We start from the raw sequence: 26,044 nt of genomic DNA, 5'->3' as shown, positions 1-26,044 counted from the left end.
AGACTTCTACCAATGTAAAGGGGCATCTATGGGCTTGACCTTGAGGACACCCGAAGCAATAGGGGGCACTAACCGATCCTCTCTGGTCCAAACGCTGGGGGATCCTTTGTCAAGGTTCAGTGCACAAACGAAAGTTTTTCCAAATAATTCTGATGATCTCAGGTTGCACCTCAGATAATGGGGGGCAATCAATGGTGAAAGCGGAGATTGGGGCTCCGCTCGTGAGGGTGAGGAGACGGGCAATGCTCTTCGAGCTTCGGGCAGCAAGTGCAGGTGAGCCATGGAAAATTTGATTAAAACCGTTCTTCAAGGTGAAGATTGCGCCACGCTGGCGGCCTTTATTCAGCTTTTGCGATCGCGGGCAAAGCATTATTTCCTGCGCAACGAGATTCTGCAGGAGTTTGCCTGGATTTGTAAACAGCATCGTAAACCGGCCTACTTTTTTTATTCCTCTCCCCTGGGGGAGCTGATGGGGTTTACCCACGAAATTTTGCTTGATCCCGATTCCTTTTGGCTGATTTTACGTCCTCGCGTTGCGAACCAGTCAATTTATAGGATTTCAGCGGATTTAGAGACTGTGGCGCGCATGGGGCCTCGGGAACTGCTTGATCGGCGCGATCGCCACGTTCACTCCAGTGCTCCCCCTATCTTTGAGATTGACTTCGAGCCCTTTTTTGACCCCGATCTCACCATTGAAGATGAGCGCAATATTGGTCATGGATTGGAATTTTTAAAGCGGCGCCTGTTAGACTGGCGCCGCCAGGATCCGGCCCTGTGGCTCACTAAACTGTTTGATCTGCTGCAAAACAGCGCCTATGGAGATCTGCCCCTGCTGATCAACGACCAGATCACCTCCCTGGATCAGGTGCGTCAGGCCCTGCAAGCGGCCTATCCGGGTCTGGACTCCCAACCGCCCCAGACGCCCTACCTCGCCGTTGCTGAGGATCTGCGCGGCCTTGGTCTTGAGGCCGGTTGGGGGAATTCCGTGCAGCGCATTAAGGAAACCTTTGATCTGCTGGAGCGGGTCATTGAGTTTCCTGATCCAGCGGTATTTGAGGCCTTGTTGCAGCGTATCCCGCTCATTTTTCGAGTGGTTTCGGTTTCGGTCCATGGCTGGGTGGCCCAGGAGGACGTGCTGGGGAAAGCAGAAACGGGGGGGCAGGTGGCCTATGTTTTTGATCAGGCCCTCTATCTGGAACAACAGCTGCGGGAGTGCTTCGATCTGGCGGGGCTGTCCAGTTTGCAGATTAAGCCTGAGGTGGTCATTGTGACCCGCCTGATTCCCGAGTGCGAAGGCACCCACTGCAACTACAAAATCGAACCCATCCAAGGGACGCAGTTTGCCAAGATTTTGCGAGTTCCCTTTCGCGATGACCAGCTTAAGCCCGTGGAAAGCTGGGTGTCTAAGTTTGAGGTGTGGCCCTACCTGGATCGCTTTGTCGAGGAGGTCACCCAGGAGCTGGAGCCGTTGTTTCATCACCAGCCCCCCGATTTATTCCTCGGCCACAATTCCGATGGCAATCTGGTGGCCGCTCGCTTGGCGAGGCGGTTTAAGGCCCTGCATGGAGGGATTGCCCACGCCCTAGAAAAGTCAAAGCATTTATTTAGCGATTTGTATTGGCAAGATCTAGAGGCGAAATATCACTTTTCCATCCAGTTCTCGGCTGACTTGATTTCCATGAATGCGGCCCACTTTATCCTCACCTCTTCCCATCAGGAAATTACTGGCAGCTACGACAACCTGGGCCAGTATGAGTCCTATCAGTGCTTTACCATGCCTCAGCTCTACCATGTGGTCAATGGAATTAATCTGCGCAGTGCCAGGTTTAATGTGGTGCCGCCTGGGATCAATGAAGCGATTTTCTTCCCCCACAGCCAAAAGCAGCGGCGGTCTGTGGACCTGACCCATGCCGTGGAGACCCTTCTGTTTGATGCCCACCATCCCGACACCCTGGGGCAATTACGATTGCCTGAAAAGCGTCCTATCTTAGCATTTGCACCGGTGTTGGCCATTAAAAACCTGACCGGACTTCTGGAGGCCTTTGGACGCAACCGTCCCCTGCGGGAGCATTGTAATTTGATCCTGCTGACCGGAATGATTCACCCCGAAGCGGCGGTTACGGCAGACCAGCGTCAGCTTCTAAAGAATTTGCACCGCATCCTGGATCAGTACCAGCTGATCTCGGATGTGCGCTGGATTGGTCAACGCCTGCCGGGAGATCACCTCGCCGAAGCCTACCGAATTATTGCAGATCGTCAGGGCGTTCTGTTCCACGGCGGTCGCTTTGAGGCCTTTGGACTCACCCTGCTAGAGGCGATGGTGACCGGCATTCCTGTGTTTGCGACCCAGTTTGGCGGTCCGGCTGAAATCATTGAGCCAGACCGCAGCGGATTTTTAATTAATCCCACTCAGCTAGATGAAGCCATGGATCAAGTGCTGGAATTTGTCCTGCGCTGTGAACGAGAACCCGACCTGTGGCATACCTTTTCTCAACAGGCCATTGAGCGAGTTCAGAAGCATTATCGCTGGGATCAGCATGTTAAATCGCTGTTGACCATCGCCAGTTTACATCGCTTCACTCAACGGTTTAATCGTCAGAGTCAGCGGGCCCTGGCCTGCTATCTCAACGCGCTTTATGCGCTGCTGTTTCAGTCGCGGCTTTCGGCTCCTCTGCCCCTGGAGAACTGGCGACCCTTTGGATCCGGGACAAGGGCGGCGGAGTGCGATCTTCAGCTACCGGCTGCTCCCTGATACAGAGGGGAATCATGGCTGTAAATCCTAAAAATAAGCTTTAATTTGCTCTTAATCTGATTTTCGCTATTTTTTAAGCGATTGGTTCATGATAGTACTGGTTTCGATTCTTCTCTGCCGTCTGCAATCTTGGTTAAGGACTTGACGCCATGACGTTTGCCCCCCCCCATAAGCCCTTGGTCTATCACGAATGGTCCCTGGTCGAGTTGGCGTTCGATCCACCGCAACAGCGGTGGCGCGAAACCCTATTCACCATTGGCAATGGCTATTTAGGCACCCGTGGCACCTTTGAGGAGGGGTTTCCCGACTCTTCCCCCACCACCTTGATCCATGGAATGTTTGATGATGTCCCCATTCTCTATACCGAGCTGGCTAACTGTCCGGATTGGCTCTCGTTGGGGATTATTCTAGAGGGCGATCGCTTCCGTCTGGACCAGGGGCATCTGCTGTTTTATCAGCGGATTCTGGATCTAAAAACGGGAACCCTGCGGCGGTCAGTCCATTGGCGCAGTCCCAAAGGACACACCCTTTCGCTGACCTTTGAGCGGTTTGCCAGTTTGGCCGATCCCCACCTGCTGGCAGTACAGCTTACCGTGCAATCGTTAGACTTTGCAGGAGAAATTGAGATTGAGGCTAGCCTGAGCGGCTATCCCGATAACCAGGGCTATAACCATTGGGATATTAAATCTCAAGCTTGTGATGCAGACTTTATGGGACTGCTGGTTGAAACCCGAGGGACAAAGCTGAAACTGGCCCTCGGAGCCCGGCTCTCTTCCTGGGGCTCGGAGAAAACCTGCTCCAATATTCCGGGCTATCCCACGGTGGTTCGCCGTGCACAGATTGCGCCGGGAGAATCCTGGACTGTGCAGAAAGTTGTTTCCCTGTTTACCAGTCGCGAGGCGGCTAACCCCTGGGAGTCCATGACCGAGTCCCTGGCCACGGTTCCGGACTATTCCCAGCTGAAGCAGGCCCATGATGCGGCCTGGCACGCGTTGTGGGACAAAAGCGATGTCCGGATTGAGGGGGATGAGCAAGCACAGCTAGCGGTTCGGTTTAACTTATTTCAGCTGTTAATTTGTGGCTCCCCCACTGACCCAACGGTCAGCATTCCAGCAAAGACCCTTTCTGGGTTTGGCTATCGCGGGCATGTCTTCTGGGATACCGAGATTTTTATACTGCCGTTTTTTAACTTTACCCAGCCCAGGATGGTTAAAAATTTGCTGAGCTACCGCTATCACACCTTGGAGGGGGCTCGCCGCAAGGCCCAGCACTATGGCTACAAAGGAGCCATGTTTGCCTGGGAAAGCGCGGCCACGGGGGATGAGGTCACGCCCCGCTGGGCTGCCTCGATTCAACCCTATGCGGAGGATATTCGCATCTGGTGTCGAGATCTGGAAATTCATATCAGCGCTGATGTGGCCTACGCCATTTGGACCTATTGGCAAACTTCGGGAGATGATGACTGGATTCGTGACTTCGGCGCTGAAATTATCTTGGATACGGCGATTTTCTGGATGAGTCGGGTGGAGCTCAATCCTAAAACTGGATTCTATGAGATTAGAAACGTCATTGGGGCTGATGAATTTCATGAGCATGTCCACAACAACGGCTTTACCAATCGCATTGCCCAATGGCATCTGGAAAAGGCCTTGCTGATCTATCACTGGCTGTGGGATCACTACCCGGCCCGAGCCACGGATCTGTGCGATCGCTTGCAGATTCATCCGCAGGTGATAGAGCGCTGGCAAGACATCGTCAAAAAGATGCTTTTCCTTTGGGATGAGCAAACCGGTTTAATTGAGCAATTTGAAGGATTTTTCGCCCTGGAGGACATTGACCTGGCCAGCTACGAGCCGCGGCATCAATCGATGCAATCGCTGCTGGGCATTGACGGGGCCAATGGACGCCAGGTGTTAAAACAGCCCGATGTCCTGATGCTGCTTTATCTGATGCGAGAGTCTCGGGATTTTCCCTACGACCTGAGAACCCTCCAGGTCAACTGGGACTACTACGTTCCCCGCACGGATTTAACCTATGGATCTTCCTTGAGTCCGGCTATTCACGCGATTTTGGCCTGTGATTTATGTAAGACCGAAGCGGCCTATCATCACTTTTGCCAGGCGGCCTTTGTGGATCTGGAGGATTTGCGGGGCAATGCCCAGGAAGGCATCCATGGTGCCTCCGCTGGAGGCGTTTGGCAGGCCGTCGTGTTTGGGTTTGGGGGAATTCATCTGACTCCCTCTGGGCCACAGGCCTCCCCCTACCTTCCCCAGTCTTGGACGCGGCTGCAGTTTAAGCTCTATTGGCGAGGGCAGTGGCATCGATATACCTTCACCCGCAATGCGGCGGGGGATGCCGAGGGAGATGATGTAGACCGGGTGACTGTAGATCACCAGATTGAGCCCTCCCCCCGGTCCAGTTCCCCGCCGCTGCATCGATCAGGGCTGGATCTGCAGGGCGCTATCTTTGACCTGGATGGTGTGATCACCGATACGGCAGAGTTTCACTACCAGGCTTGGTGCCAGCTTGCCCAGGAAGAGGGCTTGCCCTTTGATCGGGCCATGAATGAGTCTCTGCGGGGCGTTCCGCGTCGCGACTCGCTGCTGAAAATCCTAGGCGATCGCTCGGCGTCGGAGGATCAGCTGCAGGCCATGATGGCTCGTAAAAATGAATACTACATCCGCCTGCTCCAACAGATCACCCCGACTGATCTCCTTCCAGGCACGCTGGCGCTGCTGCAGGAAATCCGGCAGGCTAAGGTGAAAGTGGCCCTGGGGTCAGCTAGCAAAAATGCCCGGACAGTGCTCAACAAACTGGGGATTACCCATTATTTTGATGTCATTGCCGATGGCTACAGCGTTGAGCGATCCAAGCCCGCCCCGGATTTATTTTTATTTGCTGCCCAGCATCTGGGGATTGCTCCTCACCAGACCGTGGTGTTTGAAGATGCAAAGGCTGGCATCCAGGCTGCCCTGGCTGCTCAAATGTGGACCGTGGGACTGGGGCCGCAGGAACGGGTGGGGGCGGCCCATGTGGTTCTGCCGAGCCTGGCGCGGGCAACCTGGGGGCAAATCTTCAGGGCTCTGGGACAAAAGGCTACCCCTGCCTCGGAGGTGGGAGATTCCCTGACGGCTCGAACGGCACAGCAGATGATTGCCTGAACAGTTTGGCCCTTTGGATGTGTACTAAAATAGTAGCTCCTTCGCGCAAAGGTATTGTTTGTGAGTTCTGAAACCACCTTGTCTCACCCCCCAATTGAGCCGCCTCAATCGTCGGAAGTCCCTTTGACTGAAACCTTTGATGCCCATGTTTTTGATGCCCATGTTATGGAAACCTATGGGCGCTTTCCCCTGGTACTGGATCGAGGCGAAGGCGTTTGGGTTTGGGACGATCAGGGCCATCGCTACCTGGACTGCGTTGCGGGCATTGCCACCTGTACCCTCGGTCATGCCCACCCCCACTTGGTGGCCGCCGTTACCCAGCAGATGCAAAGGCTCCATCACGTTTCTAACCTCTACTACATTCCCCAGCAGGGGCGGCTGGCCCAATGGCTCACGCAGCACTCCTGCGCAGATAAGGTGTTTTTCTGCAACTCTGGCGCTGAGGCTAACGAGGCGGCCATCAAGCTGGCACGCAAGTACGGTCACCACGTGCTGAAGGTGGATCAGCCTGTGATTCTCACTGCCCACAGCAGCTTTCATGGTCGAACCCTGGCCACCATTACCGCAACGGGCCAGCCCAAATATCAACGGGGCTTTTCGCCCCTGGTTCCTGGGTTTGCCTATATTCCCTACAACGATTTCCAGGCCCTTGAGCAGGCGGTTGCCGATCTCAACCAGGGACCGCAGCGGGTCGTGGCCATCCTCCTTGAGCCACTCCAGGGAGAAGGGGGCGTGAATCCTGGCGATCGCGACTATTTTCAGGCACTGAGAAAGCTGTGCGATCAAAATCAGATGCTGTTAATCCTCGATGAAGTTCAAACTGGCATGGGCCGAACCGGACAATATTGGGGCTATGAAAACCTGGGGATTGAACCGGATATATTCACCTTGGCTAAGGGGTTGGCTGGCGGCATTCCCATTGGTGCCATGCTCTGTCGATCCACCTGCGATGTCTTTGAGCCGGGGGATCATGCCAGTACCTTTGGCGGCAATCCCCTGGCCTGTGCTAGCGCCCTTGCGGTGTGTGAATACCTCGAAGCAGAGCATATTCCCTACCATGCGGAGCAGATGGGGGCCCTGCTGCACCAAGAACTGGCGGCGTTGACGAGTCAGTACCCCGAACATTTTCAGAGGGTGCGGGGCTGGGGTCTGATGAAGGGGCTGGTGATTTCTCCTGAGTCCCGCCTCACCGCCATTGAGGTGGTCAAGGCAGCCCTGCAAGAGGGGTTGCTAATTGTGCCAGCTGGCCCGAAGGTTCTTCGCTTCGTCCCGCCCCTGATTATTCAAGCCCATGAAATTCATGAAGCGATTGCTCGACTCAAGCGGGCGATCGCCTCGCTGTAGCTGGTGTTGTCAAGATTGTGACTCAACGCTGTGATGTTTTAATTTTAGGGGGTGGCGCCATAGGGCTGGCCACTGCCGTGGAACTGGCCCTGGCGGGGACGGCGGTGACGGTGCTGACGCGATCCACCTCGGAGGCTGCACTCTATGCCGCTGCGGGGATGCTTGCTCCCCAGGCCGAGGGAATCACCCAGGGTGCGATGCTGAAGCTGTGTTTACAGAGCCGAGATTTGTATCCGAGCTGGATCCATGGCCTAGAGCAACTCACGGGAGAGAGCGGTGGCTACTGGCCCTGCGGCATTCTTTGCCCCACCTTCAACGATCCCTCGCAGTTATGGGAGGACTTAGAAGAGAAGTCTGAATCCGCCCCCACCCAACCCAGGCAATGGTATGACCAGAGCGCAGTTCGCGCGCTGCAGCCGGGTATTAGCCCTGAAGTTCAGGGGGGCTGGTATTTTCCTAAGGATGCTCAGGTGGACAATCGTCGCCTTGGTCACCTGTTAACCACCGCTGCGGAGCAGTTGGGTGTGCAGGTGAAAACCGGTGTGACCGTAACCCAGCTTGAGGTTCAGCGCGATCGCGTCCTCTCGGTGCAGACTTCCCAGGGCCTCTGGCGTGCAGATCAGTATTTACTGGCCACCGGGGCCTGGTCCCATCAGATCCTGAGCCTGCCGGTTTATCCGCGCAAGGGACAGATGATGTCTGTGCTACCTGGAGAGACCGCCTCGACCCTAGCCCTGGAGCAAGTGCTGTTTGGGCCACAGGTGTATCTGGTGCCGCGTCGGTCTGGAGAAATCGTGATTGGGGCCACCAGCGAGGCCGTTGGGTTTGCCCCCCACAACACTTTGGAAGGACTGCAACAGCTGATTCAGGGGGCAACCCGAATGCTGCCGTCCCTGGCTACCTATCGTCCCCAAGCCCAGTGGTGGGGATACCGACCCCTCACCCCCGATGAGCTGCCGATTTTAGGCCCCAGTCCCTATGGCAATCTGGCGATCGCCACGGGGCACTATCGCAATGGTGTTCTGCTCGCACCCGTCACTGCCAAGTTAATGACCGAATGGATGCTTCACCGACGATTAGATCCAATGCTATCGGACTTTCGTTGGGATCGATGGGGTCAGGTCTGCGGATCGAGCGCGAAAATTGACCGCCAAGACTGTCACTCAAGGGTGATAGCTAGAGATTGACAAAGATGGATCCGTCCTCCACCTTTGTGGCGTAGGTGGGGAGTGCTTTAGGCTGGGAGGCCATGGCCATCAGATTCCCGACGACGGGAGGCCAGGGCGTCCAATGGGCCACCTGACCTGTGGATAGTTCAAAGGCGCTGCGGTGAAACGGACAAATGATTGCCCCTTCTGCAGTCACCTTGCCATTTTTGAGGGGGAGCTTCATGTGGGGACAGCGGTTGTCCACGGCATAAATTTCGCCCTGCTGATGCAGCAACAGAATTTTGTTGCCCTTCAGGGTAACTACTTTCCTGCTGTTCTCTGGCAGTTCACTGACCGCCACGGCTTTTTCCCAACCCATTGTTTTCCTCTCTAAGAAATCACTGGCCGCCATCCCTGACGACGGACGCCCCACTCTCTGTGGCGTCGCCCTTAGGATGTTTGGTAGGACCGGTCCCTTGGACCTCGCCTGCTTTACTACTCTAGAGGAACAATGGGGATTTGCAGAAGCTTTATGTCTCTGAACCTGGGTCAGTCTGATTTCCGTTTTTGAAACGAGACTGGGGTGACTGGGCTGGCAGACCTAAGATAATGCCAGCCAGAAGCTTGAGGGCTTCGATGGCACAGTCTGTTCACCTACGCCCTGGACCTGATGATGAAACTCTCGCTGTCTCTTGTTGGACTGGTGCTCTCGGGACTGGCCAGCCCGATCTGGATCGATCCACCGGCTCAGGCCCAGGCCCCGACTCGGGTGCAAGCTTGCGATCGCCAGCCGCTGTTGTTGCCCTCCCATTCGGATGTTCGCCAGCTTCAGTCTCTCTATAACCAGTACTTGGAGCAAACCCTGCCCCACCAGGACCTGGGGTTCAGTCCAGAGGAACTGGCCGAGGCCATCGCCCTCCTGGCTCGGCAAATGGCGGCTCAATCGGTTCCCCGCTTGAGGGCTGGAGATCAGCAAATCCTGAGCGATCTCCAGCGTCGATATCCCGAGCCGCAAGGGGACTTGAATTTGAGAGATCGAGACGGAGATGTCTTGTTCTCCGGAGGCATGAACCGGGCTGCCCCCGCCGTTAAACAGCAGGTTCTCTCCCCGCCAGGAGGCTCCCTGCCCGCGGCCTCGCCGCCCCCAGCAATCTCCCCAGCCCCACAATCCGCAGACTTTAGGTCCCGTGACTTTACTGCCAATGAATTGAATTCCAATGAATTGAGTACCAATGAATTGAATACGGAGGACTATGCCGTCATTGACGAGAACCCCTTTTTGAGGCCGACTCAGGCACCCCTGTCCACCTTCTCGGTTGATGTGGATACGGCCTCCTATAGCAATGTACGCCGGTTTATTAACCAGGGAACGCTGCCCCCCAGGGATGCTGTGCGACTTGAGGAGCTGCTGAACTACTTTAGCTACGACTATGCGCCGGCAAAACCTGGGGAACCGTTCTCGATCCATACCGAGGTGACCCAAGCCCCCTGGAATCCCCAGCACCGACTGGTGCAAATTGGCTTGAAAGGACGCGAAATTCAGCAGACTCCCCCCAGTAATCTAGTGTTTTTAGTTGATGTTTCGGGATCGATGCGATCGCCCCATAAGCTGCCGTTGGTGAAGCGATCGCTCTGCCTGCTAGTGCGGCAACTGTCTGCGCAAGATCGCATCAGTCTGGTGGTCTACGCTGGCAGTGCTGGGGTGGTTTTACCACCCACCTCCGGCGCTCAGAAAACCAAAATCTTGGAGGCGATTAACCGTTTGGAAGCGGGAGGATCCACGGCCGGTGTGGCCGGAATCCAATTGGCCTACGATCTGGCTGAGGATCATTTTCAGCCCCAGGGAAATAACCGCGTCATTTTAGCGACTGACGGAGATTTTAACGTGGGCCTCTCCAGCCACAGCGACTTAGAGCAACTCATTGAGCGCAAGCGCAATGCGGGGGTCTATCTCACGGTTCTTGGATTTGGAACCGGAAACTATAAAGATTCCAAGATGGAGCTGCTGGCTGATCGGGGAAACGGCAACTATGCCTACGTAGATACCCTACTAGAGTCTCAAAAAGTACTGGTCCACGATCTCCGCAGTACCCTCTTTACCATTGCCCAGGACGTGAAGCTTCAGGTGGAATTTAATCCATCTCAGGTGCAGGCCTATCGCCTGATTGGGTATGAAAACCGTCAGCTCAGGGCTCAAGACTTTAACGACGATCGTAAGGATGCGGGTGAAATCGGCTCCGGCCACACGGTGACCGCCCTCTACGAAATTATTCCCCCTGGCGTCGAGACCAGCCTGGATCTGCCCCAGGTCGATGATCTGAAATATCAAACTCCGCCCCAGCCCCAGTCGGGATCCGATGATCTGCTCCAGGTGAAGTTACGCTACAAAGAACCCGGTCAGTCCACCAGCCAGCTGATCACGCGATCGCTCCGCGATCGCCAGCAGACCTTTGCCGCCGCCTCGGGCGACCTGAAGTTTGCCGCCGCCGTGGCCCTGTACGGGATGCTGCTGCGTGATTCCCCCTATCGAGGATCCGCGCAGTTCCAGGATGTTCTCCAGATTCTGGGCGATGCAAACGGAGGCGATCGCTTTGGCTATCGCGCCGAGTTTCAGCGGTTGGTGGAACAAACCCAGAATCTTTCTCTTCAAACCCTGAAAGAATAGAGTCGGGTTTAGGGCACTCTAGGGGTATCACTCGTAATAGCTCCCTTGAAAGGCACCCATTCAGGGCTGTCGCGCCTTGGTGGCCTTTGATGGGGCCAGACGGGTACCCCCCATTGAGACAGACCATGCAACTCCATAGAGGCTATGCTAGAGTGAGCTTACGTTAATGGCTATTAAAGGTACTTCCATGGTAATTTCAACGCGTGGATTGGTTCTTGGAACAACCGCACTTTTGGGAACGGGCGTTGTGGTGACAGGGGCTGGTCTGAGCCAATTACCAAGTAGCTGGGCGCTTTTTAAGGAAAGTCCGAAGGAAACCATTGATGAGGTCTGGCAGGTTATTGAGCACGATTTTGTCGATGCCAGCTTTAATGGAGTCGATTGGCATGCGGTTCGCAGCGACTATTTAAATCGTAAGTATCAGTCCAAAGAGGAAGCCTACGACGCTATCCGTGAGATGGTCGACCAGCTTGGCGACCCCTATACTCGCTTCATGGATCCTGAGCAGTTTAAGAGTATGCAAATTGATACCTCGGGGGAACTCACCGGGGTGGGTATTCAAATTTCCCAGGAAGAAGATACCAAGAATATTGTTGTCATCTCTCCCATTGAAGATAGCCCGGCTGCTGCTGCCGGAATTCTGGCACAGGACGTCATTTTGCAGGTGGATGGGCAATCCACTGAAGGCATGGACATCAATGAGGTGGTTAGCCTCATCCGTGGTCCGGTTAACTCGGAGGTTACCCTCTCCATTGCCCGTGGCGATGAGCGCTTGAACTTTACGATCAAGCGGGCGCGCATTGAAATTCATCCGGTACGCTTTAGCTTCCGTCAAAATGGCGCCAGTGGTGGAATCGGCTACATCCGGCTCAATCAGTTTAGCGGGAATGCCGCCTCAGAAATGAAGGACGCCATTCAAAAGCTGAACAATCAGAACGTGTCTGGGTTCATTCTAGACTTAAGACTTAATCCGGGCGGACTGCTTTATTCCAGCGCTGAGATTGCCCGCATGTGGATGGATAAGGGCACCATCGTCACCACCATTAATCGTCAGGGAGAGGTCGATCGCCTCACGGCGGGTCGGGGGCAGTTAACCAACAAGCCGCTGGTGGTGCTCGTGGATCAAGGTTCTGCCAGCGCCAGCGAAATTCTGGCCGGTGCCCTCCAGGATAATCATCGGGCCACCATTGTGGGGGCAACAACCTTTGGCAAGGGCTTAGTGCAGTCGGTTCATCCGCTGCAAGATGGATCCGGTCTAGCGGTCACCGTAGCGAAGTACCATACTCCCAGCGGGCGAGATATTCACAAATCTGGGATTGTCCCAGATATTCAGATTGAGCTTACCGAGGAGCAGTTGGAAACTCTGCGTCGTGACCAAATTGGGACTCCGGCTGATCCCCAGTATGCGAAAGCTCTCCAGGTGCTCACTGAGCAAATCTCTAAGGGTAAGGCGGGCGAAACCCTGGGAGCCTCTAACCGCAGTAAATCTGGGGTTTAATAAAAATCTGGGGGTTCAGGCCTGGCTGCCCCTGTTAAGGGGGCTAACGAGCTTTGATCAGTTCAGTCCTGTAAGCAGGACTGAACCCTGGCCCGGTTGTTCAGGGATGTAATCTCGAGGCGGCAAGCGGGCCAGGGGTTTAAGGTCTGTCCTGTTTAGGTGATCACCGTGGGCTGCTCCATGCCGGTCAGGGTCCGAATCTGCGCAATCTGGTCTGCGATTTCAATCAATTCGGCCAGGGAAGTCTGGGGATCGCTGCCATGCTGATGGGGGTCAGGTTCGTAGGACTCCAGGTAGAGGCGAAGGGTTGCCCCCTGGGTCCCGGTGCCCGACAGTCGGAAGATAATTCGCGACCCGTCGGTAAAGCCAACTCTGACCCCCTGGCGTTCGCTGACGCTGCCGTCAATGGGGTCGGTGTAGCTAAAATCATCGGCATAGTCTACGGTCATGGATCCCAGGGTTTGCCCGGGAAGCTGGGGGAGCTTGGCCCGCAGCTGCGTAATTAGCTGGTGGGCGCGATCGCTCTCAACGCCTTCATAGTCGTGACGAGAGTAGTAGTTACGGCCATAGGTTGCCCAGTGATCTTGCAGAATGGCCTCCACCGACTGTCCCTTGACTGCCAAGATGTTCAGCCAAAATAAAACGGCCCACAGACCATCCTTTTCGCGGATATGGTTAGACCCGGTTCCAAAGCTCTCCTCGCCACACAGGGTGGCCTTTCCGGCGTCCAGAAGATTGCCAAAAAACTTCCAGCCCGTGGGGGTTTCATAACAATCGATTCCCAGCTTGGCCGCCACGCGGTCAGCTGCGCCGCTGGTGGGCATAGATCGGGCAATCCCGGCCAGTCCTGACCGATAGCCTGGGACTAAGGTGGCGTTGGCGGCCAGAACGGCCAAACTGTCGCTGGGCGTCACAAAAAAGTTGCCGCCCAAAATCATATTGCGATCGCCATCGCCATCCGAGGCCGCCCCAAAATCAGGAGGCGTCAGGCTAAACATGCGCTCCACAAGATCATGGGCATAAACCAGATTGGGGTCCGGATGACCGCCGCCAAAATCCTCTAGGGGAATCCCGTTGCGTACGGTGCCCGCCGGTGCCCCGAGGGTCCCTTCCAAAATCTGGCGGGCGTAGGGTCCGGTGACGGCATGGAGCGCGTCCATACACATTTTGAAATCGGGTCGCGTCAACAGCGCTCTAATCCGATCAAAGTCAAAGATCGATTCCATGAGCGCCTGATAGTCAGCCACTGCGTCAATGACCTCGACGCGCATGGATCCCAGTTGAGTTTCGCCTAATTTGTCCAGGTTAATGTCCCCGGCCTCTAAAATCTTGTAGCGATCTAGGCGCTGCGATCGCGCGTAAATGGCCTCAGTTACCTTTTCGGGGGCTGGCCCACCGTTACTAACGTTGTATTTAATCCCAAAGTCTCCCTGGGGACCGCCGGGGTTGTGGCTGGCCGATAGAATGATGCCCCCTAGGGCCTGAAATTTGCGAATGACGCAGGAGGTTGCCGGAGTTGATAGAATGCCCCCTTGTCCCACCTTCACCTGTCCGACCCCATTGGCAGCAGCCATTTTTAAGATGGTTTGAATGGCCTGACGATTGTAGTAGCGACCATCGCCGCCGAGCACCAGCAGCGCACCGTCAAGCTGGTCCAGACTATCAAAAATAGACTGCACAAAATTTTCAAGGTAGTGGGGTTGCTGAAACACCGATACCTGCTTCCTCAGACCTGAGGTGCCAGGCTTTTGATCGGGGTAGGGGGTAGTTGTGACCGTCTGAATCGTCATGGGAATCTCTCCGTTGCAAAGCCCAGCATGGAATGGTGTCTCCCATACTATAGGCTTAGGGGCCGTGGGAAAATGCTCTCAAGGGCGCTGTCTATGCTGTAGGGGGATGATATATAATTTCCTCAGAAAATAAAAATCGCGGCGGTCTAAACCGATCCTCTCCACCGCAAAGCCTTGCTTGAGGATTTTACGTCTGGAAAAACGGTGAAGGCCTGGGGCGCTCACGCGGGCAGAGCCATCAGCAATACATCCGGGAGAGGTGCCCTCTGCGCGCCTTCGCCTGATGATTTGTATCCATCATGGCTGAATTGCTTCCGACTGTTTCATATCAGGACTTCCAATCATGACCACCCGGCTGCGTCGTATCTTGAGAATGGGGGCCGTGCTGAGCGCCACCGCCATGGGTCTGGCCCAACCAGGACTGGCTCAGTATTTCCCTAGTTTAGGAGCGCCCAATCATTCTGAACCCCAAGCGGATATTGTGTTAATTGGCGAGACCCCCGATCAGTGGACCTACTATGCCGACTACTGGCAACAGCTCGTGAATGTAGGCCAACCCCTGGGCCGCCCCCTGCCTGTTCGGGGCAACGGTGATGCCCTGGATCCCGTTTTGAGGAGCGCCTCTGCTCAGCCGCCTAGGGAATGGATTCAAAATTTAGTGGTACGCAATTTGGAGCTGCGCCCCATTATTAAGCTGAACGGATCGTCTCAGGTGTTTGGCTTACTCACGAACCGAAACAGCCAAACGGTAACCGTCACGGGTGTCAATTTTGAAATTCGAGACCGTCAGGGCAATCTCATTCAAACGGGATCAGCCACGCCCACCCCCAGTCAGATTGCGCCGGGCCAGACCGTCTCCTTTAGCCAAACCCTGTTCACGGTCCCGAGAGATGATCGCTTCAGTCTCCGGCTGGCCCAACCAGCCTTTCTCCTAAATGGCTCAGCTCCCTCGGAGCGCGCTAATTCCTTATTTTAGCGACCCCTTTTAGTGATCCCTTTAGAATTTCGGGCCTCTGCCAGGAGGAAGTGAATTGAGGCTCACAAGAACCTTCTCGCACCTGATAGTCGCGAGTTTGGGCATTGTACTGCACCAGCTTGTCGGCTTGCCGGGTACCCCGCAGACATATCCAGACCTGGGGAGATTCAAATTGAATTTGAACATTGCGGCGGGAGAGACGGGCTCCGTCATTGGCAATGTCTGTGCGCATCAGTAGTAATCGTTCATTGCGCTGGGTGATGAAAATCTGGACGGGGTGCGGCCCAAAGGAGGAGGGGGGAATGCCCTGAAGTACTTCAATGGACAGCTGCTGATCCTCTGATTGGGCTTGCAGGACGGGGGTCTCGAGGGTTGGCCTGCAGGCTCCGAGCAAAAACGTCAGAGAAAGTCCAACCGCGCCGGTTAACTTTAAGCTCAATCCAACATTCATCCTGGTCATTCTACCCTTGGGGTCTGGAAACATCTAGCCTCAACGTTACTGAAATCCTACGGGATTGAGGGACAAGGTGATCCCTGTCTCAAACTGCTATGGTCCTGGTTCATCTCTTTCATTTCCCAAAAACAACGGGGGGCCGCCCCCAATTAGCGGTATATTCGAGTCAGCAGAATGGCTAGACAAGTCTATAATTCTCAACTTGGGTTGATCGGAGCACTCCATTGGCAGTCTCATCCTCAAAAAAGCTTCTGGTGGTCCTCAATGGTAAGGGAGGAGTGGGCAAAACCACCACTGCGGTTAATCTGGCGGCGGTCCTGTCAGAAAAGCATCGCGTTCTCCTGGTGGATGCCGATCCTCAGGGGTCTGCCCTTTGGTGGACCCAGCGGAACGAAGCGGGAATGGCCTTTGAAGTTCAGCCCGAAACCCGCGCCAGTCAGCTGCAACAGCTGGGATCTCGTCAGGACTTTGATGTGGTGGTGGTGGATACGCCACCAGCCCTGAATTCCAAAGCCCTGCAGGAGATTGTTCCCATTGCCGACTATTTAGTGTTACCGACGCCGCCCGCGCCTATGGACTTAACCACCCTGATTGAGACGGTGAATACCATGGTCAAACCCACGCGAGTCAGTCATCGAGTGTTGTTGACCCGCGTCGATCCGCGCAGCTTGCGGGAGGCCCTTGAGGCTCAGGATACGCTGATGGAGCTGGGAATTCCAGCTTTCCACGCCTTTGTGAGGGCCTATAAAGCCCACGAGCGAGCGGCTCTAGAAGGTAAGCCGATCACCCAGTGGAAAGGAAAACAAAGTAAGGAAGCGCAGGCCGATTACTATCGGGTTGTGGATGAAATTAAACGGGATTGGGAGAGCTAAATGGCTACTAAAAAAGGGTTATCTGATCTAGTCCGTGAGGAGGTAAAAAAGCAAGCCAACGCCGATCCGGCCCCGACATCGCCCTCAGGAGATCAATCCGCTGCTAAAAAGGCTACGGGGCGCCGGGCCCCTCGTAAAGACAGTTCTAAATCCAAGGCGGCCGCCAGCATTCCAGACCCGGTCAAGCCGCAATCGCCTGGTGACGGGGAACAGACTCAGAGGATTCAAGACCTCAAGGCCCAAATTAGGCAGCTTGAGCAGAAGAATCAAGGCTTAGTCAAAACCAATGCTCAGCTTTCCGCCCAGATTTCATCCTTAGAATCCCAGGGCCTAGAGCTGAAAGAGGTTCAACAGCAGATCAAAACGGTTCTGGCTCAGCAGCAAAAACTAACCCAAGATCTCGATGCGGCGAAACAAGATGCGCTGAAGCTGGCTCAGGAAAATCAGCGCCTTCTGGAAAAAATGCAGGAACTAGAAGCGGTGCCCTCCCAACGTCTTCCTGCAGAACAGCGGCAAGTCCTTCCCTCTGCCCCGCCACGATCGCCGGTGACTTATAAACCCCCGGCTAAAAAGCCTTTCGCTCGCCCGATCGCGCCTTCTCGGCTGCCGAAGCCGCGGGTGGTGCAAAATTCCGATGACTTTGAGCCCTGGTGCTACGATTAACCCCCAAAGGACACCTGAGGGGGTGTCCCGCCTCTGGAAACTGGTTTGGCTTCCCTGCCAGTTCGGAAGAGAGATCAGGCCCTGCTCCCAGCGATAACCGCCGCCTGAGTTTGGCATAAGTTTTCCTGGCGGATTAGAGGAACTGGGAGGATCCGTCTTCGCGTATAATATATAGCGGCCTTTTGAAGAAATTTTGCATGCCTCAAGCGGTTGGTGTGATTCAAACATCGGGGTTTCCTTCGGTTCTGGCAGCAGCCGATGCCATGGTCAAGGCCAGTGAAGTAGTCTTGGTTCATTTTGACCTAGCGGAACGTGCTCAATTCTTTGTCGCCATCCGAGGAAAGGTATCCGATGTTGAGGTTGCCATGGAAGCGGGCAAGACCGCAGCGGTAGAAGCCGCTGGGGGATCGGTGACCAATCACTATATTGTGCGCAATCCCCCTGAGAATGTTGAATCTGTCCTGCCCATTCACTTCACAGACTTGGTGGAGGATTTTCGAATCTTCTAGCGCCCTGAAAACTGGCGCCCTGAGGGCGGGTTCCCTGAGGTTTGGTGCCCTTGAACAATGCTTTTTTAGTCTCTAAAGCGTAGGAGCTTATTTCAATGACGAACGGGTTGGCCTCTCAACAGGCTGTAGGCTCAATTCAAACGAAGGGGTTTCCCACGATCTTAGCGGCGGCAGATGCCATGCTCAAGGCTGGACGTGTTACCCTTGTCGGCTATATTCGGGCAGGAAGCGCCCAGTTTACGGTGAATGTGCGGGGCGATGTTTCAGAGGTGAAGCGAGCTGTGGAGGCTGGAGTTGACGCGGTGAGTAAGGTGGAGGGCGGAACCCTGGAAAACTGGGTGATTATTCCGCGTCCTCATCCTAACGTAGACCGCGTATTACCCATTAACTACACCGAAGAGGTGGAAGATTTTAGGCTACAGGCCCAGCGTTAATACCAGCATTGAGAGAGGTTTATTCCAGGCTGGTCTCGGGGGAGATAAGGGGCGTTGGCTCGGGGGCCGGTTTTCAGCGCCATGTTGAATGCTCCAGACCTAGCCTTGCAAATAGGTCGTGAGTAAGCGCTCTATCTCCTCGATCTTAAATTCTTGAGCGAGCTGGTGAAGCGTTTCGGAGAATGGCCTGTACTGGGTCTCAGCCTGGGCCATCTCCTGAACTGATTCCACCAATTTTTTCAGTCGTCCTTCCTGGGCTAGCTGCAGCAGCGTTTCGAGTTGATGGACAGGGGGAAGTATCATCGCCTGCCGCGTGGGATCTGGCACTGGGTCGGCTGCCGTCGAGACGGGGCCAGGATCTCGGCGGACTGTGGACACTGCAGGTAAGGTCAACACAAAGGAAAAATGACTGCCCTGACCGGGTTCACTGGTGACCTCAATGGTGCTCCCCATGGCCTGGATAATGCGTTGACTGATGCTTAAGCCTAAGCCGGTTCCTTCCCCATGGTGCTGGGGGTTGCCGAGTTGTTCGAAGGGCTGAAAAAGTCGGCTGAAATCGGCTGGGTCAATTCCGATGCCCGTGTCTTCCACGGTAAAGCGGATCGGTTGGGGGGGGCTTTCTCCTGAATCCGAAGGCAAGGCCTTTAGGGGGTAAGTCTGCTCGCAACTCACCCGCAAAACAACCCTGCCCACGTCGGTGAACTTGATGGCGTTACTGATTAAATTTAGCAGTGTCTGTCGCAGTCGTTTTGCGTCTGCCCGCACTCTTTGAGGGACATCGGGTGCAATTGCCAAACTCAACTCAAGCTGTTTGGCCTTAGCCTGGTTCTGACACATGTCAAAGACCTCATGCAGAAACTTTGGCACCTGAATCTCGTCTGTTGAAAGTTCAAACTTTTCGGCTTCAATCTTGGTGAGATCCAGGATGTCGTTAATTAAGGACAGCAGGTGAGTGGCGCATTGGTGAATGGTGGTGAGACCTCGTTTTTCGCGGTGATCGAGGTGCGTTGATCGCTCTAGGATCTGAATATAGCCGAGGATGCCATTGAGCGGTGTGCGCAGCTCGTGGCTCATATTGGCCAGGAATGTATCCTTAGCCCGGTTCGCGCGGTCCGCCTGGACTTTGGCCTGTTTCAACTTTCGGGTTTGTTTGCGAAGGGCTAGATTGGCTCGCTTGAGGTGCTGTTCTGCCTTATATCGGGCCACGGCTCCCCCAAAACTATGGCCCGTTGCCTGGAGTGCGGCCACTTCATTGTCGGACCAATCATGGCCACGGCAGCAGTCATCAAATCCAATAAAGCCCCAGAACTCCGTTTGAATGAGAATTGGCACCACCACAATTGAAATGATATTTTGCGGTTTTAGAATTTCCTGTTCTGTTTCTGGAAAGCTATCCACTAACCCCGAAATTGCTCTTCCCTGGCTGAGTTCCCAGTACCAGCGAGGCGCAAATTCCTCAAACTGTAGGTTTTGAAGGTCTGGATTGTCTATTTCCGGACTCACGCCTGGGGCGACCCATTCCCAGCGCTGACTCATCAGGTTTTGTTGGTTGTGTGGGTCTACATGACGTTGAAAGATGTAAGCTCGATCCACCTGGGTGGCGTTGCCTAAAATGGTCAGGGCAGATTGAATAGATTCTTCGTAGTTGCGAACGGTTAATAGTGCGCTAGTGGCAGAGGCCACGCCCCGGAGTAACCGCTCAGCAAAGCTTAACTGATTCTGGACGGCTAGTTCTTGAGCAGAAGAATGAGTCTGAGCAGATTCCATCTCTAAATTGAACGGGGCGTTCTCATCGCTTAGTTTTTTGACGAGGTTTAAGAAAGATCAGAGACCTGAGCTGGATCCGGATGCCAGAGAGACTTGAAGCCAGGTGTGGCGGCAATTCTCTTGGCCGGAGTCCATGGGGGGAGGGCTGGACATGGTTCCAAAAAACGTCGAACTAGAGTTTGGATCGCAGTGATCCGTCCGGCTGGGTGGTCCTCCCCCAGTTGACTGCGGCTTGTGTAGGGAGGAGACTACTCAGCGTCCGATGGGTTTAGGTGACCGACAATGCGACCTTTGATTTGCTCATACTCACCCTTGAGTTCCTGCCTGGAATCGGCGTAGAGCAGGTAGCGGAAAATAAACCAGCCCGAAAATCCCAGCCCGATTAGCTCAAAGATGGGGGCAAAGAGTGGAATGGTATTGAGTCGATCTAGGACGCCGTCAGCTACGGCAATTGTCAGTCCAGCAACCAACACCAGACCTGCGGTGGTCATTGGCTTGCGGTAGTCACCAAAGGCCTCTGTCAAGTAGTCGGGGAACAGGACCAAAAACTTCAGCAGCTTATCGGCGGTTTCCTTCACCTCTGGGGGCAGCAGTTCGCGTTCCGTGGAAGGGGCTTGAAACAGCGCTCCAGGCTGCTCTGTGGAAAAATCAACCGGCTTGGTATCTTCTCGCTCTTGCACCTCAGTCGAAGGCGTGGCTTGTGCTTCACCGTTATGACTCATGACAGTTTCTAAACCCATTGCTAAAATCAGACCCTCATCATAGGCAAGTGAATAGCACAACGCAATTGGCCCTTAGCATGAAACAATGACAAGTCCTCGCGCCTTGGAAGCCAGGGAGTCGGGGGTTAAATAGGTTCCGGCTGGCTGGCAGCGGCCTGACGGAGGTATTCATCTAAGGGGATTGGCTGGCTCATTTTGGCTAAAACGCCCTTGATTTCTCCCAGGAGGTTGGGTTGGAACTGCTGTTGATCCAGGCGCGACTGGGTGGTGAGGATTCGCCGCAGTGCATCGACGATAATTTTTTCACAGGCGTCCGGTGTCATGGACTGCTGAGTTTGGTGGGCCATCATCAGCTGCTGAAGAAAATAGGCATAGCTTCCGGCCATCAGTCCCAAAAGGAGTCCCGTTTCAGCATGTAAATCTTCAACCTCCGCATACAGATCCTCAATTTCCTGATTGAGGGCGGTAAGCTGATCCGCTGGATGGGAAAAGAATGCATCGGTCATGGTGCGCCTGCTTAAAAAAAAATTTTTTGGTCGCCATAGCGCTCTAGCTGCGGCGATCGCCTCCAGCCTCTGGGTCCAGGTCGCTGCATCATGACGTCACGGCTTTTGCCATTTTCATCCTACAGTGGTCTGAAATCAAAACGGTTCAAAAATCTGACAAAAGATAGATTCATCGCGGAATTTAACTGAGTCCGGAAGGCACTTCGATATAATCAGGTTGACTTCACTGGCAGTTCGTTCATGAGATTGATTTCAATTGAGATCTCTAGCTAGAAGTGAGTCCGGAAGGGCCACCCCCTTGGGTTAACGACCCCCGCAACCGACTACAAGAGGATTCTATGACTACAGCGCAACGTTCATCTCTGGTCATTCTGTACCATCGAGAGCCCTTCGATGAGGTGGTTGAAAACGGCAAGGTCATCTATCGGGAAAAGAAAAGCCCCAACGGGATTCTTCCCACCTTGAAGCGCTTTTTTGCCAATGCGGAGCAGAGTACCTGGATTGCCTGGAAGCAGGTGACCGCCAAGCAACAAGAATCCTTCCAATCGGTGATGACCTTCGGGGGATTAGGCGATCGCTGCATCGTGAAGCGAATTCCCCTGAAGGCTAACCAGGTCAAGGACTTCTACCACATCACCTCCAAAGAGGCTTTTTGGCCGATATTGCACTCGTTTCCCTGGCAATTTTCCTACGGATCCTCCAACTGGGATAACTTTCGGGAAATCAACCGTCTGTTTGCCGAAGCCGCCATTGAATCCGCCGCCGAGGATGCGCTGATCTGGATTCACGATTACAATCTTTGGCTCGCACCTTATTTCATTCGCCAGCAGCTTCCCAGCGCCAAGATTGTCTTTTTTCACCATACCCCCTTTCCCAGTGCTGATATCTTTAATGTGTTGCCCTGGCGAGAAGAAATTGTCGACAGTCTTCTCTGCTGCGATGTGTGTGGGTTCCACATTCCTCGCTATGTGGAAAACTTTGTGGGCGTGGCCCGAAGTTCGCGTGCTGTCAAAATCTTGAAGCAAGCTCCCGTGCCAGACTACTTTGTGCCCACGGGACTGGCCCTGGCGGAACCCAGTATGACCACCCAGTTGGAATACAATGGCCGCATCGTTCACCTGAGCGCTTCTCCGGTGGGCACCGACCCCGATCACCTGCGCCAAATGGCCTCCCAGCCTGAAGTAACTCAAAAAATGGCGGATATTCGCGCCCAGGTGCGGGATGGAAAGTTAATTCTTTCAGCTGGACGTGTGGACTATGTGAAGGGAACCAAAGAACTGCTTCACTGCTACGAGCGTCTTCTGGAGCGCCGTCCGGAACTGCAGGGCAAAGTGAATCTGGTGGTGGCTGCAGCTGCCCCGGCTACGGGTATGCGGGTTTACAAGACGGCAAAGAGTGACATCGAGCAGCTGGTGGGTAAGATCAACGGTCGCTTCGCTCAGCTCAACTGGACGCCCATTGTGCTGTTTACCTCCAGCATTCCCCAAAGTGAACTGCTGGCTCTTTTTAAGGCGGCCGATATTGCCTGGGTGACGCCTCTCCGAGATGGACTCAATCTGGTGGCCAAGGAATATGTGGCGGTCCACGGAACCGACAGCGGCGTTTTAATTCTCTCAGAGTTTGTCGGTGCGGCGGTGGAGCTGCCGGACGCGCTGTTGACCAATCCCTACTCTTCCCAGGAAATGGATCAAGCCATTGATAAGGCCCTGGCGATGGACCTTGATGAGCAGCAAAAGCGAATGCAGCGCATGAGCCAAAGCGTTGACCGCTTTAATGTTCAGTGGTGGGCCGACCATTTGCTAGGGGCCGATGCTCGCTAGTCGGCTTGACCATGTTCTCTGATTCGCTCCCCGCCCGCGTCACCATTCTGGGGGCGGGTGCTTGGGGCTGCTGCCTGGAAACTCTATTGCGGGAGCAGCAGCATCAGGTTACGGTGTGGTCCCGTCGCTATCACCGGCCACTGGCCGCGGCGATTCAGAATGCCGATGTGGTGATCTCGGCCCTGTCCATGCAAGGGGTGCCCATCGTGGCTGCCCAGTTGAAAGCCCTGGGGATTCCTCCCCAAACCCTGGTTGTCAGCGCCACCAAGGGCTTGAACCCAGGATCCTACGAAACTCCCTCTCAGCTGTGGCATCAGGCCCTGCCGAACAATCCGATTGTGGTGCTATCTGGCCCAAATCTTGCCGCCGAAATTGAGGCCGGCTTACCCGCTGCCACTGTGGTGGCTAGTGAGGACTTGGCCGCAGCTCAGCGGATTCAGACATTGCTGAATTCGGAGCGATTCCGAGTTTATACCAACGGTGATCCCCTGGGGACTGAGTTGGGGGGAACGCTTAAAAATATTATTGCCATCGCCGTGGGGGTATGCGATGGCCTTAACTTGGGCACCAATGCCAAGTCGGCTCTGATGACGCGGGCCTTGGTTGAAATGACGCGCATTGGGGTTCAGCTTGGGGCGCAGCCCCAGACCTTCTGGGGGCTTTCAGGATTGGGAGATATGATTGCTACCTGCAGCAGTGCTTTGAGCCGTAATTATCGGGTGGGTTATGGTCTAGCCCAAGGGCAAGCCCTGGGGGCGGTGCTGGCAGAAATTGGCAGTACGGCTGAAGGGGTAAACACGGCACAGGTGCTGGTAGATCTGGCAGGGCGCGATGGCATTGATGCCCCCATTGCCACTGCGGTTGCTCAGATTTTAGCGGGCCACATGGCTCCCGCCCAAGCCATTGAAACCCTGATGAGTCGATTGCCACGGGCGGAAGTTTTGGAAATTCAGCGCCCCTGTTGAGGGGGACCGGAAGCGGGCCGCCTAGCCTAGATCAGCCAGGGAGGGTCGGCTTCTGAGAAAGGGGAGGCCCCTGTAAAAAAACAGTCACTTACGTTAGGCTGCAGACGTGGGTTCCCTTTCTGCCCTCCCATGCTCTACTTTGCAACTGTTTCTGTACAAGCCTATGCAATCCTCCAGTCACCTTGAACCGCTTGCCTACGATGTTGTGATTATTGGTGCCGGTATTAACGGAGCAGGAATTGCCCGAGATGCTGCCAGGCGAGGGCTGCGAACATTGCTAGTGGATAAGGGAGATTTTTGCAGCGGTGCCACCAGCTGGTCGACGCGGTTGGTCCATGGGGGGCTGCGCTACCTGGAATATTTCGAGTTTTCCCTGGTGCGTGAATCTTTAAAAGAGCGCGAGATTTTGCTGAATATTGCCCCCCATCTGGTGGATCCACTGCTGCTGACGATTCCCATTTACCGGGATCGCTCCCGGCCCTACTGGAAGGTTCAGGCGGGCATGCGGCTGTACGACCTGCTCAGCTACGATAAAACCCTGCCGAACCACCGCATGCTCCCCCGTTCGGTGTTTCATCAGCTCTACCGTTCCGTCGATACCGAGAAACTCGCTGGTGGAGCGCAATATTACGATGCCCAAGTGGCCTATGCCGAGCGTCTTGCTCTGGAGAATATCTTAGATGCTGAGGCTGCTGGAGCGATCGTCATGAACTATACCGAGGTGACCGCTCTCCACCGTGAGGGCGATCGCATTTCTGGACTCACCTGCCGGGATTTGCGGCAGCAGTCCACCTTCAGGGTGGAAATAACGCCCCAGGGCACGGTCTTAAACATTGCTGGAGCCTGGGTCGATGAGGTCCTCCACCGTGGCCAGCGGCAGGGAGAGGAGGAAATGATCGGCAAAGAGCCCATGATTGGCCCCACGAAGGGCAGTCACATTGTGGTGCCCCCGTTTCCAGGGGCGCCGGAGGACTGTGCCTTTTACGTGGAAGCCAAATCCGATGGACGGCCCTTCTTTATTGTCCCTTGGCTGGGGTTGATCCTGATTGGCACCACGGACATTAAATTTAGCGGAAATTTAGACGAGATTAAGGCTGCTGATTCCGAAATTGATTACTTAATCGAAGAGACAAACCAGATTTTTCCCCTGGCTCAGCTCAGCCGCGACCAAATTTGCTTTACCTATTCGGGGGTGCGTCCTTTGCCCTACGCCGAGGGTAAAAAGCCCAGCAGCATTACCCGCAGCCATGTCTTGCATCGCCATGTTTCAGATCAAGCCAGGAATTTAATCTCTTTGATAGGTGGGAAGATTACCACCTATCGTCAGGTGGGGGAAGAAGCGGTGAATGCAGTTTTCAAGCAGATGGGGCGTCAGGCTCCCCCCTGCACCACTGATAAGACGCCGCTCCCTGGCACGATGCCGCCAGAGGACCGTCGCCTGCCGTCCTGGCTTCAAGCCTACCGCGATCGCCTAGATCCAGGGATCATCAACGCCCTGGCGCAAATCTATGGGGCGAGGACCGGAGACCTGCTCTCTCTGGTCGATGCCTCCCCGGATCTGGCTGCCCCGCTGTTGGAGGGACATCCCTTTATTGCGGCTCAAGTGGTCTTTGCCGTGCAAACCGAATATGCCTATTCCCTGGTGGATATTTTGCTGCGTCGCACCCTGATCGCCATTTACGGAGACTATGGCATTCCCCTCTTGCCCAGAGTTTTACAGATTCTGCAGATCCACTGTGGATGGAGTCGGGAACAGGGCGACCGCCAAATCAGGGATTATTGCCACTATATGTTCACCCACTGCATTCCAGAGTATGAACGGGCTCGGTATGAAGGCGAAATAAAGGAAATCCAGAAGACCTTAGCAGAATCCTCCCCCAGGGAGTGCGTGCAATCCTAGAGGGATTGCTTGCTCAGGTCAGCAACCAGGCGAATCGGCTGGATCCACCATCGCTCGAGCCTCCCCGCATCGACTCTGGTCTCAGCAGAATCTAAAAA

20 protein-coding genes are annotated in these 26,044 nt (G+C 54.8%); 14 read left to right on the top strand and 6 right to left on the bottom strand.

Annotated elements, in window-relative coordinates; genetic code table 11:
* Nucleotides 1-280 precede the first annotated feature (280 nt).
* The 4 genes from QQ91_RS11560 to thiO all read left to right on the top strand — a co-directional run bounded on the left by QQ91_RS11560 (nt 281) and on the right by thiO (nt 8,444).
* A complete protein-coding gene (locus tag QQ91_RS11560) occupies nt 281-2,752 on the top strand; it encodes a sucrose synthase (protein ID WP_166275232.1) in 2,472 nt (823 codons plus the stop codon).
* A gap of 149 nt (nt 2,753-2,901) precedes the next feature.
* Entirely contained in the window at nt 2,902-5,913 is a 3,012-nt protein-coding gene (gene pgmB, locus QQ91_RS11555) for a beta-phosphoglucomutase (RefSeq protein ID WP_166275230.1), read from the top strand.
* Nucleotides 5,914-5,973: 60 nt separating this feature from the next.
* Nucleotides 5,974-7,257, top strand: coding sequence for an aspartate aminotransferase family protein (locus tag QQ91_RS11550; protein ID WP_375340946.1), 1,284 nt, complete (start codon nt 5,974-5,976; stop codon nt 7,255-7,257).
* A 17-nt stretch (nt 7,258-7,274) separates the two neighbouring features.
* Nucleotides 7,275-8,444 (top strand): glycine oxidase ThiO, encoded by a 1,170-nt coding sequence (gene thiO, locus QQ91_RS11545; RefSeq protein ID WP_166275228.1) that lies wholly within the window; start codon nt 7,275-7,277, stop codon nt 8,442-8,444.
* On the opposite strand, the gene QQ91_RS11540 is transcribed toward thiO, so the two are convergent.
* A complete protein-coding gene (locus tag QQ91_RS11540) occupies nt 8,434-8,784 on the bottom strand; it encodes a Rieske (2Fe-2S) protein (protein ID WP_166275226.1) in 351 nt (116 codons plus the stop codon). The genes thiO and QQ91_RS11540 overlap by 11 nt on opposite strands.
* Nucleotides 8,785-9,075: 291 nt before the next feature.
* Between QQ91_RS11540 and QQ91_RS11535 the strand changes: the two genes are divergently transcribed.
* Together QQ91_RS11535 and ctpC are read left to right on the top strand one after the other, a co-directional pair.
* A complete protein-coding gene (locus tag QQ91_RS11535; protein ID WP_236095873.1) occupies nt 9,076-11,070 on the top strand; it encodes a vWA domain-containing protein in 1,995 nt (664 codons plus the stop codon).
* Nucleotides 11,071-11,257: 187 nt separating this feature from the next.
* A complete protein-coding gene (gene ctpC / locus QQ91_RS11530) occupies nt 11,258-12,568 on the top strand; it encodes a carboxyl-terminal processing protease CtpC (protein ID WP_166275224.1) in 1,311 nt (436 codons plus the stop codon).
* A 155-nt stretch (nt 12,569-12,723) separates the two neighbouring features.
* On the opposite strand, the gene QQ91_RS11525 is transcribed toward ctpC, so the two are convergent.
* Complete coding sequence (locus QQ91_RS11525; protein ID WP_166275222.1) at nt 12,724-14,358, bottom strand: alpha-D-glucose phosphate-specific phosphoglucomutase; 1,635 nt, start codon at nt 14,356-14,358, stop codon at nt 12,724-12,726.
* A gap of 343 nt (nt 14,359-14,701) precedes the next feature.
* On the opposite strand from QQ91_RS11525, the gene QQ91_RS11520 reads away from it, so the two are divergent.
* Nucleotides 14,702-15,334 (top strand): FxLYD domain-containing protein, encoded by a 633-nt coding sequence (locus QQ91_RS11520; protein WP_166275220.1) that lies wholly within the window; start codon nt 14,702-14,704, stop codon nt 15,332-15,334.
* Here QQ91_RS11520 and QQ91_RS11515 read toward each other — a convergent pair.
* Nucleotides 15,318-15,785 (bottom strand): hypothetical protein, encoded by a 468-nt coding sequence (locus QQ91_RS11515; RefSeq protein ID WP_166275218.1) that lies wholly within the window; start codon nt 15,783-15,785, stop codon nt 15,318-15,320. The genes QQ91_RS11520 and QQ91_RS11515 overlap by 17 nt on opposite strands.
* Nucleotides 15,786-16,012: 227 nt before the next feature.
* Here QQ91_RS11515 and QQ91_RS11510 point away from each other — a divergent pair, with 227 nt between their 5' ends.
* The 4 genes from QQ91_RS11510 to QQ91_RS11495 all read left to right on the top strand — a co-directional run bounded on the left by QQ91_RS11510 (nt 16,013) and on the right by QQ91_RS11495 (nt 18,266).
* Nucleotides 16,013-16,660, top strand: a complete 648-nt coding sequence (locus QQ91_RS11510; protein WP_166275216.1) for a nucleotide-binding protein — start codon at nt 16,013-16,015, stop codon at nt 16,658-16,660.
* Nucleotides 16,661-17,323 carry a hypothetical protein gene (locus QQ91_RS11505; protein ID WP_166275214.1) on the top strand — a complete coding sequence of 221 codons (663 nt, stop codon included), beginning with the start codon at nt 16,661-16,663 and terminating at the stop codon, nt 17,321-17,323.
* 197 nt (nt 17,324-17,520) lie between these two features.
* Nucleotides 17,521-17,832 carry a BMC domain-containing protein gene (locus tag QQ91_RS11500; protein ID WP_166275212.1) on the top strand — a complete coding sequence of 104 codons (312 nt, stop codon included), beginning with the start codon at nt 17,521-17,523 and terminating at the stop codon, nt 17,830-17,832.
* A 95-nt stretch (nt 17,833-17,927) separates the two neighbouring features.
* On the top strand, nt 17,928-18,266 hold the full coding sequence (locus tag QQ91_RS11495) for a carbon dioxide-concentrating mechanism protein CcmK (RefSeq protein ID WP_166275210.1): 339 nt from the start codon (nt 17,928-17,930) through the stop codon (nt 18,264-18,266).
* Between the two features lie 99 nt (nt 18,267-18,365).
* On the opposite strand, the gene QQ91_RS11490 is transcribed toward QQ91_RS11495, so the two are convergent.
* From QQ91_RS11490 to QQ91_RS11480, 3 genes are all read right to left on the bottom strand, one after another.
* Entirely contained in the window at nt 18,366-20,033 is a 1,668-nt protein-coding gene (locus QQ91_RS11490) for a sensor histidine kinase (RefSeq protein WP_166275208.1), read from the bottom strand.
* A gap of 248 nt (nt 20,034-20,281) precedes the next feature.
* Nucleotides 20,282-20,755: a CAAD domain-containing protein gene (locus tag QQ91_RS11485; RefSeq protein ID WP_166275206.1), complete on the bottom strand. Its 474-nt coding sequence runs from the start codon at nt 20,753-20,755 to the stop codon at nt 20,282-20,284.
* Between the two features lie 125 nt (nt 20,756-20,880).
* A complete protein-coding gene (locus QQ91_RS11480; RefSeq protein ID WP_166275204.1) occupies nt 20,881-21,261 on the bottom strand; it encodes a hypothetical protein in 381 nt (126 codons plus the stop codon).
* Nucleotides 21,262-21,599: 338 nt separating this feature from the next.
* Here QQ91_RS11480 and ggpS point away from each other — a divergent pair, with 338 nt between their 5' ends.
* The 3 genes from ggpS (at nt 21,600) to glpD (ending at nt 25,946) form a co-directional block, all read left to right on the top strand.
* The gene (ggpS, locus tag QQ91_RS11475; RefSeq protein ID WP_166275202.1) at nt 21,600-23,081 is read left to right on the top strand and encodes a glucosylglycerol-phosphate synthase; all 1,482 of its coding nucleotides are present in this window, start codon (nt 21,600-21,602) and stop codon (nt 23,079-23,081) included.
* An 11-nt stretch (nt 23,082-23,092) separates the two neighbouring features.
* Complete coding sequence (locus QQ91_RS11470; protein ID WP_166275200.1) at nt 23,093-24,046, top strand: NAD(P)H-dependent glycerol-3-phosphate dehydrogenase; 954 nt, start codon at nt 23,093-23,095, stop codon at nt 24,044-24,046.
* 163 nt (nt 24,047-24,209) lie between these two features.
* Complete coding sequence (gene glpD, locus QQ91_RS11465) at nt 24,210-25,946, top strand: glycerol-3-phosphate dehydrogenase (RefSeq protein ID WP_166275198.1); 1,737 nt, start codon at nt 24,210-24,212, stop codon at nt 25,944-25,946.
* Nucleotides 25,947-26,044 lie beyond the last annotated feature (98 nt).

Source organism: Lyngbya confervoides BDU141951, assembly GCF_000817775.3.
GTDB lineage: Bacteria > Cyanobacteriota > Cyanobacteriia > Thermosynechococcales > Thermosynechococcaceae > Lyngbya > Lyngbya confervoides.
This window is presented reverse-complemented; position numbering and strand designations above follow the sequence as displayed.